We start from the raw sequence: 13,069 nt of genomic DNA, 5'->3' as shown, positions 1-13,069 counted from the left end.
GTGACCACCACACAAAGTCACTGCAGATTCACAGCCGACGCCGAGCCCTGTCAATCAGCGCGGGACTCAGCTGGCGCCGGGGCGCAGGCGCCCAAGTATGTTCAGGGCGGCAAACAGGATCGCGGAGACACTGACGATGGTTGCTCCCGCGGGAGTGTCCAGATGCCATGAACCCCAGAACCCGCCGGCGATGGAAGCCGCTCCCACCACCGCAGCGCCGGCGGCCATGCGCTCGGGCGTGCTGCAGAATGGCCGGGCCGCGGCGGCGGGAATGATCAGCAGGGCGGTGATCAGAAGGATGCCGACCACCTTGATGGCGACCGCGACCACGATGGCCAGCGCGATGGTCAGAATCAGCTCCTCCCGCTGGGGGTCATAGCCCTCGGCGTAGGCCAGGTCGGCACTGACCGTGGCGGTCAGTAACTGCTGCCAACGCCAGGCCATTAATCCGATGACCAGCGCCGATCCGCCCCAGATGATCGCCAGATCGCCTCGCCGGACGGCGAGAATGTCCCCGAACAGGTACGCCATCAGATCCAGCCGGATGTCCGTCAGAAAGGACACGGCGACCAGTCCGAACGCGAGCGCCGCGTGGGCGAGGACGCCCAGCATGGTATCCATGGCGTAACCGCGGCCGGTCAGAACCGTGACCAGCACCGCCATCATCAAAGAAATCACCAGCACGCCGGCAAAAATGGACACCGACAGCGCCAGCGAAAGGGCGACACCCAGTACCGCCGCATGGGCGGTCGCATGACCGAAGAACGCCATTCGCCGCCAGACCACAAAACACCCCAGCGGCGCCGCCGCCAGCACGACGCCGAGGCCGGCAAGGATGGCGCGAACCATGAAGTCATCCAGCATCGGACGACGCCTTTTTCGTCTCAGAGTCCCCGGCATTGCCGGACTCGAGGGGCGGGTCGTGGGGATGCTGGTGCGGATCGTGGCGGAAAAGCGCCAGCGCCTCGTCGCCGCCAGCTCCGAACAGCGCGTGATATTCAGGGTCCGCCGACACCGCTTCCGGATGGCCCTGACAGCAAATGGTCTGATTGAGGCAGACCACCCGATCCGCCGCCCGCATCACGACGTGAAGATCGTGGCTCACCATGATGATCCCGCATCCGAGCGTGTCCCGAATTTCTTCCACCTGGCGGTAGAAATCCGCCGTGCCCGTCTGGTCCAGCCCCTGGGAGGCCTCGTCGAGCATGAGGAGCTGCGGCTGGTCAAGAATCGCGCGGGCCATCAGTACCCGTTGAAATTGACCACCGGACAGAGACGCCATGGAGGCGTTGCCATATTCCGGCAGGCCGGCTCGCCCGAGGGCTTTGGCGATGTCCTCCCGGGCGTGCCGGCGAGGCAGGTTCAGAAAACGGTCGACCGTCAGCGGCAGGGTGGGATCAATGTGCAGGCGCTGCGGGACGTAGCCAATTTGTAATCCCTTCTGGTGCTCCACGGAGCCCCGAGATGGCGCAACTGCCCCGATAAGAGCCCTCAAGAGGGTTGATTTTCCCGAGCCGTTGGGCCCGACAACGGTCACAATTTCACCACGGCGGACCGCGAAGTCCACATTTTCCAGGATCCTTCTCCCACCCAGACGGACACCGAGGCCGCTCGCCTGAATGAGGATTTCGTCGTTCATCGCCATGGTGGAGCGGGACAGTGCCACAGTCGGGATACTTCCGGAAGAACTAAAATATGATATAGTATAACATTCCGTTCATGGGTTGGAATTGTCACGATTCCTCCGGTACGGGACAGACAAAAGTTTTAAGGAGACTGAAATGTTGAATGAACCCCATGGTTCCTTGCGGGAACCTCGTTATGGGACAGGCAAATGGCTGAATCGTCCGCTGGGCGCAGCGGTCGCCGCGGGTGCGGCGATCATGCTGGCGTTGCCGGTCTCGGCGGCTCCCAAAGTGGTGGCGGATATTGCACCGATTCACTCTCTGGTCTCACAAGTCATGGATGGCGTGGATGAGCCGGGTCTCATCATTCGGCGGGGCGCGTCCCCCCACCATTACTCCCTGCGGCCGTCCGAGGCGGCGGCGCTCGAAGAAGCCGAGGTGGTCTTCTGGGCCGGCGAATCCCTCGCGCCCAATTTCGAGCGCGCCCTGCGTAACCTGGCGGGCGATGCCGTCAGTGTGGAGTTGCTGACAGCAGAAGGTGCAGTGCAGCACGAGTACCGCGATCACATGGACAGTTATGACCACGGCAACGGTCACGACGACCACGGGCATGATGATCACGGGCACGGTCATGACGACCACGGCCACGACGATCATGGGCACGATGATCACGGGCACGGTCACGACGACCACGGGCATGATGATCACGGGCACGGCCATGATGACCATGGACACGATGATCACGGGCACGGTCATGACGATCATGGGCACGATGATCACGGGCATGGTCATGACGACCACGGCCACGACGACCACGATCATGGCCATAGCCATGACCACGCCCATGAGGGGACGGATCCTCATGCCTGGCTGGATCCGGTCAACGCCCGTGTCTGGCTCTCAGTGATCGCTGATACGCTGGCTGAAGTCGATCCCGCCAATGCCGATGCTTATCAGGCCAACGCAGACGCCGGTCAGGAGCGTATGACAGCGTTGATCGCGGACATCGAGGCGCTGGTAGAGCCGGTGCAGGGTGAGACATTCGTGGTCTTCCACGATGCCTATCAGTACTTCGAGTACCGCTTCGGGGTAGAAGCCGTCGGCTCCATTTCGGTGACCGATGCCTCCGACCCGAGCGCCTCTCGCATTGCTCGCGTCCAGGAGCGGGTTCGGGACTTTGGCGTGAGCTGTGTTTTCTCCGAGCCGCAGTTTAACCCGGCCATGGTGGAAACAGTGATGGAAGGAACCGACGCCCGTACCGCCGTGCTGGATCCGCTGGGCACGGAAATTCCCGAGGGCCCGGATTTCTACTCCCAGCTCATGATGCAGATGGCGGAGAGCCTGGCTGGCTGCCTGGCCGGCGACGCCTGATTCAGCGCTAGCCAAAGACCAACCAACCACCGCCGGTGTCTGCTGGGCACCGGCGTTTTTTTTTGCCCGTCTTTTGACTGTCCTCTATCTCTGAGCGGTCCTCTATTCGTGAGCGCGTCCGTTCAAATGTGTCCGCTCAAATGTGTCTGTCCCCTACCTTTGCCCCCGACCTCCAAAAGTGTCTGTCCCCTACTTCGCTCCGCCGCCCCCAACGCGATAAACTCACAAAATCTGGAGCGGCGAATGATCCGATGACACACATCAACTTCCGGGATCTGCGCTATCTGGTGGCGGTGGCAGATCACCAGCATTTCGGTCGGGCGGCGGCGGCGTGTTTTGTCAGCCAGCCCACCCTCAGCACGCAAATCAAAAAGCTCGAGGAGTATCTCGGCGTCCAGTTGGTGGAGCGCACCAGCAAGCGGGTCATCGTGACGCCCATCGGCCGCAGCATCAGTGACCGCGCCCGGCGGATCCTCGGCGAGGTGGACGACATGGTGGATGCCGCCCGGGCGGCCGGGGATCCGATGAGCGGGGACCTGCGCCTCGGGGTGATTCCCACCCTCGGCCCCTACCTGATTCCGCACCTCTTCCCCGCTTTGCGGCAGCAGTTCCCAAGCCTGAATGTCCTGCTGCACGAAGAGCGCACCAGCGGCCTCATCGAGCGGCTCCGAGAAGGCAGCCTGGACGCTGCCATCATGGGCACTCCCATCCCCGAAGATCGTTTGATCGCCGAGCATCTCTTCCACGAACCGTTCCTGGTGGCGCTCCCCGCCGATCATCCGTTGGCGGACAGTCCCGCGATTAGGCGCAGCGACCTGGACACCCTTGGCATGCTGCTGCTGGAAGAAGGCCACTGCATGCGCGACCAGGCCCTGGATTTCTGCTCCCGGGTGGGCGCCCAGCAGCAGCAGGATTTCCGGGCCACCAGTCTCGAGACCCTGCGCCAGATGGTGGCCTCCGGCGCCGGGATCACCCTGCTGCCGATGCTGGCCGTCCATCAGTTGGGGACAGGCACCGAGTCCCTCGCCATTCGATCCTTCGCCGCCAACCCGCCGACCCGGGAGCTCGCCATTTACCGGCGACGCGGCTGTGCCCGTAACCAGCTGGTGGAGGCACTGGCCCAGCTCATTCGTGACCTCCCGCCGGTGCGGGAACTCGTCGCTGCCTGAATCGCCGCGGCTTGGTTCCGCTGCCTCGGCCCGGCAGCCCGCTGATATACTTCGGACGCATGGACGTCTCCGATCTGATTGACCCGCTCAACGATGCTCAGCGCGAAGCCGTCGCCGCACCGCTGGGCCGCGCCCTGGTGCTGGCGGGCGCCGGCAGTGGCAAGACCCGAGTCCTGACCCACCGCGCCGCCTGGCTGGTTCGTGTGGAGGGCGCCACGCCGTACAATCTGCTGGCAGTCACCTTCACCAACAAGGCCGCCGCCGAAATGCGGGGCCGCATCGAGCAGTTGCTCGGCATTTCCGGCTCCGGCATGTGGGTAGGCACCTTCCACGGTCTCTCTCATCGCCTGCTGCGACTTCACTGGCAGGAGGCCGGCCTGCCCCAGGGTTTCCAGATCCTCGACAGCGAGGACCAGCGCCGGCTGGTCAAGCGCGTCATGCGGGATCTCGAGATTGATGAGAACCGCTGGCCGGTGCGTCAGATCCAGGGCTTCATCAACGCCCGCAAGGACGCCGGCGAGCGTCCGGAAGATCTCGACACCAGCGACCCCTACAGCGGTCAGATGGCCCGGGTGTACGCCGCCTACGAAGCCGCCTGTCGGAGTGCCGGCGTGGTGGATTTCGCCGAGTTGATGCTGCGCACGGTGGAAATGTTGCAGAACCATCTGGAACTGCTGAGCCACTACCGCCGGCGATTCCGCCACGTGCTGGTGGACGAATTCCAGGACACCAACGGCATCCAGTATCAGTGGCTCAAGTTGCTCGCCGGCCCCGAGGCCGACGTCTTTATCGTCGGCGACGACGACCAGTCGATCTATGGCTGGCGCGGAGCGCGGGTGGAGAACCTGCAGCAATTCCGCACCGATTATGGAGACACCCGGGTGATGCGGCTGGAGCAGAATTACCGCTCCACCGCCACCATTCTCGAGGCCGCCAACACCCTCATCGCCCGCAACAGCGACCGGCTGGGCAAAAAGCTCTGGACCGAGGGTCAGCAGGGTGAACCCATTGCGCTGTATGCCGCTTTCAACGAGCAGGACGAGGCCCGATTCGTGGTCGAGCGCCTGCAGACCCTTGTGGAAGAGGAGGGCCTGGCGCGCAGTGACACGGCGATCCTGTATCGCTCCAACGCCCAGTCCCGGACCTTCGAGGAGGCCCTGCTTTCACGCCGCATTCCCTATCGGGTCTATGGCGGGCTGCGATTCTTCGAGCGGGCAGAAATCAAGGACGCCCTGGCTTACCTGCGCCTGATTGCCAACCGCGATGACAGCGCGGCGCTGGAGCGCATCATCAACACCCCGACCCGAGGCATCGGCAACCGCACCCTTGAAGCCATCCGCCTGAACGCCCGCGAGCAGGACGTCAGTCTCTGGCGCGCGGCGGTGGGACTGATGGAAAACCGCGGTGTCCTCCCAGCCCGGGCGGCCAACGCGCTGGGCGCCTTCGTTGGCCTGATTGACCGCCTCGACGCCGAGACCGCCGACAGCGACCTCGCGGACCAGCTGGAGACGGTGCTCGACCGCAGCGGGCTTCGGGCGCACGTCGGCAAGGACCGCTCCGAGCGGGCCCAGGACCGCCTTGAGAACCTTGACGAGCTGATTACCGCCGCCCGCAACTTCCAGCAGGACGCCACCATCGAGGACGGCATGGACACCCTCACCGCCTTCCTCTCCCATGCAGCGCTGGAGGCCGGTGAGGGACAGGCAGATGCCTGGGAGGACTGTGTCCAGCTCATGACGCTGCACTCGGCCAAGGGCCTCGAGTTTCCGGTGGTGTTTCTGGTGGGGTTGGAAGAGGGCCTGTTCCCCCATCGCATGTCCGCCGAAGAGCCCGGCCGGCTGGAAGAGGAGCGGCGACTGGCCTATGTGGGCATCACCCGGGCGCGCCAGCGCCTGGTCATCACTTACGCGGAGCGGCGGCGGCTGCACGGTCGGGACGAGTTCGGCATCGCCTCCCGTTTCATTCGGGAGCTGCCCCCGGAACTGGTGGACGAAGTGCGGGCGCGCTTTTCGGTCACGGGCCCGGGCGCCGCGGCCAACGGCTTCGGCAACGGACCCGTGGCCGAGGCCCAGTTCAACCTTGGTGAACGAGTCCAGCACAGCCGGTTCGGCGAGGGCGTTGTGCTCGACTGCGAGGGCAGCGGGCCGAACGCCCGCATCCAGGTCAACTTCGATCAGGTGGGCCAGAAATGGCTGGTGGCCGCCTACGCCAATCTCGAGCGCGTCTGATCCGCGCCGACGCGCGACCATACGAGGAAACTTCCATGTCCGATGCTGCCAAGCGCCTTGTCCTGGTGGATGGCTCGTCCTACCTGTACCGCGCGTACCACGCGCTGCCACCGCTCACCAGCCCCGAGGGCGATCCCACCGGCGCCATTTATGGCGTGATCAGCATGCTTCGGCGGCTGCTGGATGACTACCAGCCGGTCTATATCGGCGTGGTTTTTGACGCGCCGGGGCGGACATTCCGGGACGACCTCTTTGCCGAGTACAAGGCCAATCGGCCCAGCATGCCGGAGGACCTGGCGGCGCAGATCGCCCCCCTCAAAGAGGTGGTCGAGTCCATGGGTCTGCCGCTGGTCGAAGTGACCGGCGTCGAGGCCGACGATGTCATCGGCACACTGGCAGTTGAGGGGCGGGCCGCCGGCCTGGAGCTGGTGATTTCCACCGGCGACAAGGACATGGCCCAGCTGGTCAATGGTGACGTCACCCTCCTCAACACCATGTCCAATACCGTGCTGGACCACGATGGCGTCGTGGACAAGTTCGGCGTCCCGCCGGAGCGCATCATCGACTATCTGGCGTTGGTGGGGGACAGCTCCGACAACATCCCTGGCGTCCCCAAGGTCGGCCCCAAGACCGCCGCCAAGTGGCTGAACCAGTTCGGCTCCCTGGACGACATCCGGAACAACGCCGACCAGATCGGCGGCAAGGTCGGCGAGAGCCTGCGCGAACACCTGGACGCCCTCGACCTCTCCCGCGAACTCGCCACCATCCGTTGCAACGTCGACCTCCCCGTCGAGCCCACCGACCTGCGCCGCAACGATCCCGACCGCGACGCTTTGTCTGTCCTCTACCGCCGCCTCGGCTTTAACAGCTGGCTGCGCGAACTGCGGGTAGAGGACAGACACAATGCCGAGGTAGAGGACAGTCAAACATCAGCTTCCCAATTCGACTGTCCCCCAACTGACTACACCTGCATCCAGGACGAAGAGACCCTGGAAGAATGGATCGATCGGCTGGAAAAGGCGGCGGTGTTCTCTCTGGATCTGGAAACCGACAGCCTGGAGTACCGGCGCGCCCGTGTCGTGGGGGTGTCCTTCTGCGTGGAAGCCGGCACCGCGGCCTACCTGCCACTGGCACACACCGGTCCTGACCAGCCCGAGCAACTGGATCGAGACAAGACGCTGGAGCGGCTAAGGCCACTGCTCGAGAAAGAGGACAGACACAAACTCGGCCAGAATCTCAAGTTCGACATGAGCGTTCTGGCCAATCACGGCATTACGCTGCGAGGCGTGGTGCACGACACCATGCTCGAGTCCTACTGCCTGGATGCCACGGCCAGCCGCCACGACATGAACTCGCTGGCGCTCAAGTACCTGGATCACCAGACCATTACCTACGAGCAGGTCGCCGGCAAAGGCGCCAAGCAGCTGAGTTTCGATCAGGTGGCGCTGGCGGACGCGGCGCCCTACGCCGCGGAGGACGCCGACATTGCGCTGCGGCTCCACGAACACCTCTGGCCGCGCCTTGGCAAACGCGAAGGCCCGAAGGCCGTGTATGAGGAAATCGAGATCCCGCTTTTGCCTGTCCTCTCCCGCATGGAGCAGACCGGCGTGCGGGTGGATGCCCGACTGCTGGCGGAGCAGAGCGGTGAGCTCGCCGAGACCATGCTGGCCCTCGAGGCAAAGGCGCACGAATCCGCCGGCGGGCCCTTCAATCTCGGCTCCCCCAAACAAATCCAGGAAATCCTCTACGAACGGCAGGGTTTGCCTGTCCTCTCAAAGACCCCCAAGGGAGCGCCGTCCACCGCCGAGTCGGTGCTCGAGGAGCTGGCGGCACAGGGTCATGAGCTGCCCCGCCTGATCCTCGACTATCGTGGCGTCTCCAAGCTGCGGTCGACCTATACCGAGAAGCTCCCGACGCTGATCAACCCGGAAACCGGGCGCGTCCACACGTCCTACCACCAGGCGGTGGCCGCCACCGGGCGTCTGTCCTCTTCCGACCCCAATCTGCAGAACATCCCGGTGCGCAGCGCCGAGGGCCGGCGGATTCGGCGCGCCTTTATTCCCACTGACGGACATCGCCTGCTGGCGGCGGACTACTCCCAGGTGGAGTTGAGAATCATGGCTCATCTTTCCGAAGACAAGAGCCTGCTGCGGGCCTTCGCCGAGGGTCAGGACATTCACGCCGCCACCGCCGCCGAAGTATTCGGCGGCGAGCCCGATCAGGTCAGCCGCGATCAGCGCCGCGCGGCCAAGGCCATCAATTTCGGTCTGATTTACGGGATGTCCGCCTGGGGGCTCGCCCGCCAGCTCGGCATTGAGCGGGGTGAGGCGCAGACCTACGTCGACCGGTATTTCGAACGCTATCCCGGCGTCCGTGCTTTTATGGACCAGACCCGCGACATGGCGCACGAGCGGGGCTATGTCGAAACCGTCTTTGGCCGCCGGCTCTACCTGCCCGAAATCAACAGCCGCAACAACCAGCGTCGCCAGTACGCCGAGCGCACCGCCATCAATGCCCCCATGCAAGGCACGGCAGCGGACATCATCAAACGCGCCATGATCGCCGTCGACGACTGGATCCGGCGCGAATCCCCCGGCGCCACACTGGTCATGCAGGTCCATGACGAACTCGTCCTTGAGGTAGAGGACAGACACATTGACGAGGTCAGCGAGCGCGTGCGCGGCTTCATGGCCGACGCGGCCCGGCTGGAAGTGCCCCTGGAAGTGGAAGTGGGAATCGGCGAGAACTGGGAAGCGGCCCATTGATTATCCATTGGTGGTGAACTTCCATTCGTCGGGTTTGGTCATACCAGATGCGCCAGTGCCCGGCGCGACCCGCTACTCCCTCCCTTTCTAGCGGGTCTTCGGGCTCGGTTGTGCCCCCAAGGCCGAGTCCGACGTCCCCGAAGGCTACCCCCCATGGCCTTCGGGGTTTTTTTATGTCCGATGGCGCCGCATGGCCGGGTGTCGGGCAGGGTTGCTCCGCCCCCGGCTCAGCGGCGTCGCCACCATTACCCCAGCAGCCACTCATCCAGCTTCCGCCTCGCCGCGTCCACCCCCTGGCGGTTGGTCGCCGAGAACAGCTGAGCCGTACTGGCCGGGCAGATGGCACGCATGGCGGGCAGTACGCGCTGCAAAGTGTTGCCCGCCGGGCCCCGCCGAAGCTTGTCCGCTTTGCTCAGCAGGACGTGCACCGGCAGCTCTGCCGCGTTGGCCCAGGCCAGCATCTGCTCGTCCAGCGGTCCCAGCGGATGGCGGATGTCCATGATCACCACCAGCCCTCGCAGGCTCTGGCGGCCTTCAAGGTAAGCCGGCAGGGCCCGTTGCCAGTGACGTCGCAATGCCTCCGGCGCCTTGGCATACCCATAGCCGGGTAGATCAATGAGCCGATATTCCGCCGCGGGAAAGTGTCTGTCCTCTACCGAAGCAGAGTGTCTGTCCCCTACCGGGAAAACATTGATGGCCTGGGTGCGGCCGGGGGTTTTGCTGACGCGGGCCAGCGACCGTTGATCGGTGATGGCGTTGAGGGCGCTGGATTTGCCGGCGTTGGAGCGGCCGGCGAAGGCCACCTCCGCGCCCAGGTCGGCGGGGAGCTGCTCGGGTTCCGGGGCGGAAAGCAGAAACTGGGTCCGACGATAGTCAAGTGGCATGCGGGTTTTGACCCTGATGGAAATTGACCGCCAAAGGGGCCGTTGGTATAAAGTCAGCGATTGTACCGGAGGTTACCGCCAACCATGATCCCCAAGAAGTCGATCGCCCTCGCCGCCCTGTTGCTCGCGGCTCCCATGGCCCACGCGCAGCTGGAAGACGCCGACCCCGTGCGCGGCGAGGAAGCCGCCCAGACCTGTATCGCCTGTCATGGTGCCAAGGGCGTCAGCAACATGGGTGAATGGCCCAATCTGGCCGGACAGCACGCCGATTACACCTTCGCGCAGTTGCAGTTCTACAAGTCCGGCGAGCGGGAAAACGCCATCATGCTTGGACAGGCCGCCAACCTCGACGAGCAGACCATGGCGGATCTGGCGGTCTACTTTGAAGGGCTCGAGCCGGAAGTGGGCGAAACCCCCGAAGAACTCCTCTCCACCGGCCGCAGCATCTACATGGGCGGCATTGCCGAGCGTGGCGTCCCGGCCTGTATAAGCTGCCATGGCCCGGCGGGCTTGGGTGTCCCCAGCAGTGGTTACCCCATGCTGAGTGGGCAGAAAGTCGAATACACCAGCGATACCCTCATGGCTTATCGATCTGGTGATCGAGGCGGTTATGGTCTGGCGGGCATGATGAACGAAATCGCCGCCGAACTGACCGATGACGAGATTCAGGCGCTTGCCCACTACGTGCGCGGCCTCTACCCGCGGGAAGTGGCAGCCGACTAACGAGTCGCTGACGGGTCATTATCCAACCGGCTAGCGAAAGTCGGTGTGATCCGGGCAGAGAAGGCCGCAGCGATGCGGCCTTGCTCCAGTGCCAACCCTCGCCATGAAAGCGGGGGCGCGAACGACCCCTTGACCCCGGGCAAGGAAGGCGCGAGAAGAGTGTGATCAACTTCCCCCCAACACCCTTGATGACCCACTGACCGAGCAATAGAACGCGAGCCATGGCCGAGACCGCCGCCAGCATGAGCGCCAGCCGCCCCGACTCTCGCGGACAACCGCGCAAGAGCCTGGGCGGCATTTGGCTCGAATTCCTGGGCTCGATGAACTTGGCCATCACCCTGCTGGTGGTGGTGAGCATCGCCTCGGTCATCGGCACGGTGCTCCCACAGAACGAGACCTTCAACACCTACCTGATTCAGTTCGGTCCGTTCTGGTTCGAGGTGTTTCGCGTCCTCAACCTCTACGACGTCTATTCCGCCAGCTGGTTTCTGTTCATTCTCGGGTTCCTGATCCTCTCCACCGGGATTTGCGTCAGCCGGCACATCCCCAGCGTCTGGCGAGAAATCACCCGCTACCGCACCCGGGTTCGGGAACAGTCGCTCCTTGCCCTGCGTCAGCACCGCCACTGGGACAGCGCCCACAGCACCGGTGAACTGCAGGATGTGGCCGAAGCCGCCTTCCAGGCTCACGGTTACCGCACCCGCACCGAGGCCCGCGGCGACATCGTGGTGGTGGCCGGCATGAAAGGTGCAGCCACCCGCATTGGCTACGTGCTCACCCACGTGGCCGTGGTGGTGATCGCCATCGGCGCCCTGGTTGACGGCAACCTCTACCTCAAATTCCAGGAGTTCACCGGCAACCTCCAGATCGAGACCCGCGATCTGCGGGTGTCCCAAGTGCCTGCCGAAAGCTGGGTGGCCGCCGAAAGCGGGGCATTTCGCGGCAATGTCACCATCCCCGAGGGCGCCAGCTCCGAGGTGTCCTTCCTGCAGATGCGCGATGGCTACCTGGTCCAGGAGCTGCCTTTCACCATCGAAGTCGAGCAGTTCCGGATCGATTATTTTCCCAACGGCGCGCCCCGGTCCTACGAAAGCGATCTGGTCATCCACGACCCCACCCTGGATGAGCCCATCCGCGAGACCATCGGTGTGAACTACCCGCTCACCCACCGCGGTCATACCATTTACCAGGCGAGCTTTACCGATGGCGGTTCCAGTCTCTATCTGACCGGGCATCTTCTGGATGGATCGGGTGAGGTGATGGAGCTCGATGCCCGGGTCTTCGAGACCTATGATCTGCAGCTGGGCGGTCTCGAGCGGGAGCTGCGGATCGACGGCTTCGAGTTGCTGAACATCAACCGGGACACCCGCTCGGTGGAGCGCACCGGGGGCAGCAGTGAGTTCATCAACTCCGGCCCGTCCTACACCTTTACCCTGCGCGACGAGGCCGGACAGGCCCGCGAATACCGCAACTACATGGCTCCGGTGGAGATCGAGGACCGGTGGTACTTCCTGCATGGCATGCGCATGGGTGCCGAGGAGCCGTTCCGCTATCTGCATATTCCCGCGGACCATAACTACTCCATGGACACCTTCCTGGCCTTCCATGACGCGCTGCATCGTCCCGAGGCGGTGGCCGGCGCGTCCCGACGGGCGGCGGACGGACTGCTGGGGCAGATGGGCGTGCCCGGCTCCGATCTCGGTGATCGGGTGGCCGGCACCGCCCATGGCATGATCGACACCCTGCTCACCCAGGGCTTTGGCGGCGTGAGCGCCGAGCTGGATGAGCGGGCCGCCGGCGCCAGTCGTCCCGGGATGATTCGCGAGTTCTCCGAGGCAGTGCTGCAGCGAACACTCTACGAGGTCTATCGGGACGTGCTGGCGGATCAGCGGGGCGTGATGCCCGCCTCCATCCAGACCGATTCCGAGCAGCGCGCTTTCTTTGAAGAGGCCATGAACGCGGTCTCTGCCGCGGCCGAGTACGGCGCGCCGCTGATCTTTCAGCTCAACCATTTCGAGCATCGTCAGGCCACCGGCCTGCAGATTACCCGGGCGCCGGGCAAAAGCATCGTCTACACCGGCTCGGCGCTGCTGACCCTCGGGGTGTTTCTGCTGTTCTATGTCTCCCAGCGACGGGTCTGGGCGCTGGTCAAGCCCGGTCAGACCGGCGGCGGCGAGCTCCTGATGGGCGGTGCCAACCAGCGCCGGCCGGAGCAGTTCGAGGAAGAATTTGAACAACTGGCCGACGCGGTCGACCAGCATCTGAACCCGGCGGACGACCCCGCCCGAGAGAATTGAGGACAGA

9 protein-coding genes are annotated in these 13,069 nt (G+C 64.3%); 6 read left to right on the top strand and 3 right to left on the bottom strand.

Translation table 11 applies throughout. The annotated features are described in order from the left end of the window. Positions 1–66: 66 nt before the first annotated feature. Together GJ672_RS09360 and GJ672_RS09355 are read right to left on the bottom strand one after the other, a co-directional pair. Positions 67–849: a metal ABC transporter permease gene (locus GJ672_RS09360; RefSeq protein ID WP_229381889.1), complete on the bottom strand. Its 783-nt coding sequence runs from the start codon at positions 847–849 to the stop codon at positions 67–69. A gap of 4 nt (positions 850–853) precedes the next feature. Next, positions 854–1,666, bottom strand: a complete 813-nt coding sequence (locus GJ672_RS09355; RefSeq protein ID WP_229381888.1) for a metal ABC transporter ATP-binding protein — start codon at positions 1,664–1,666, stop codon at positions 854–856. A gap of 115 nt (positions 1,667–1,781) precedes the next feature. Here GJ672_RS09355 and GJ672_RS09350 point away from each other — a divergent pair, with 115 nt between their 5' ends. From GJ672_RS09350 to polA, 4 genes are all read left to right on the top strand, one after another. After that, positions 1,782–2,996, top strand: a complete 1,215-nt coding sequence (locus GJ672_RS09350; protein WP_229381887.1) for a zinc ABC transporter substrate-binding protein — start codon at positions 1,782–1,784, stop codon at positions 2,994–2,996. 251 nt (positions 2,997–3,247) lie between these two features. Continuing rightward, positions 3,248–4,165, top strand: a complete 918-nt coding sequence (locus GJ672_RS09345; protein WP_154296918.1) for a LysR substrate-binding domain-containing protein — start codon at positions 3,248–3,250, stop codon at positions 4,163–4,165. Positions 4,166–4,224: 59 nt separating this feature from the next. Further along, positions 4,225–6,393: a DNA helicase II gene (gene uvrD / locus GJ672_RS09340; RefSeq protein ID WP_154296917.1), complete on the top strand. Its 2,169-nt coding sequence runs from the start codon at positions 4,225–4,227 to the stop codon at positions 6,391–6,393. A gap of 35 nt (positions 6,394–6,428) precedes the next feature. After that, positions 6,429–9,158 (top strand): DNA polymerase I, encoded by a 2,730-nt coding sequence (polA, locus tag GJ672_RS09335; RefSeq protein WP_154296916.1) that lies wholly within the window; start codon positions 6,429–6,431, stop codon positions 9,156–9,158. A 245-nt stretch (positions 9,159–9,403) separates the two neighbouring features. On the opposite strand, the gene yihA is transcribed toward polA, so the two are convergent. Then, positions 9,404–10,042, bottom strand: a complete 639-nt coding sequence (yihA, locus tag GJ672_RS09330; RefSeq protein ID WP_154296915.1) for a ribosome biogenesis GTP-binding protein YihA/YsxC — start codon at positions 10,040–10,042, stop codon at positions 9,404–9,406. 84 nt (positions 10,043–10,126) lie between these two features. Here yihA and GJ672_RS09325 point away from each other — a divergent pair, with 84 nt between their 5' ends. Beyond that, positions 10,127–10,765, top strand: a complete 639-nt coding sequence (locus tag GJ672_RS09325; RefSeq protein WP_154296914.1) for a cytochrome c — start codon at positions 10,127–10,129, stop codon at positions 10,763–10,765. Between the two features lie 221 nt (positions 10,766–10,986). After that, positions 10,987–13,062, top strand: coding sequence for a cytochrome c biogenesis protein ResB (locus GJ672_RS09320; RefSeq protein ID WP_154296913.1), 2,076 nt, complete (start codon positions 10,987–10,989; stop codon positions 13,060–13,062). The last annotated feature ends 7 nt before the right edge of the window (positions 13,063–13,069 follow it).

It is taken from the genome of Spiribacter sp. 2438, from assembly GCF_009676705.1.
GTDB lineage: Bacteria > Pseudomonadota > Gammaproteobacteria > Nitrococcales > Nitrococcaceae > Spiribacter.
Note: the sequence above shows the minus strand (reverse complement) of the source record. Positions and strands in the feature narration are given on the sequence as shown.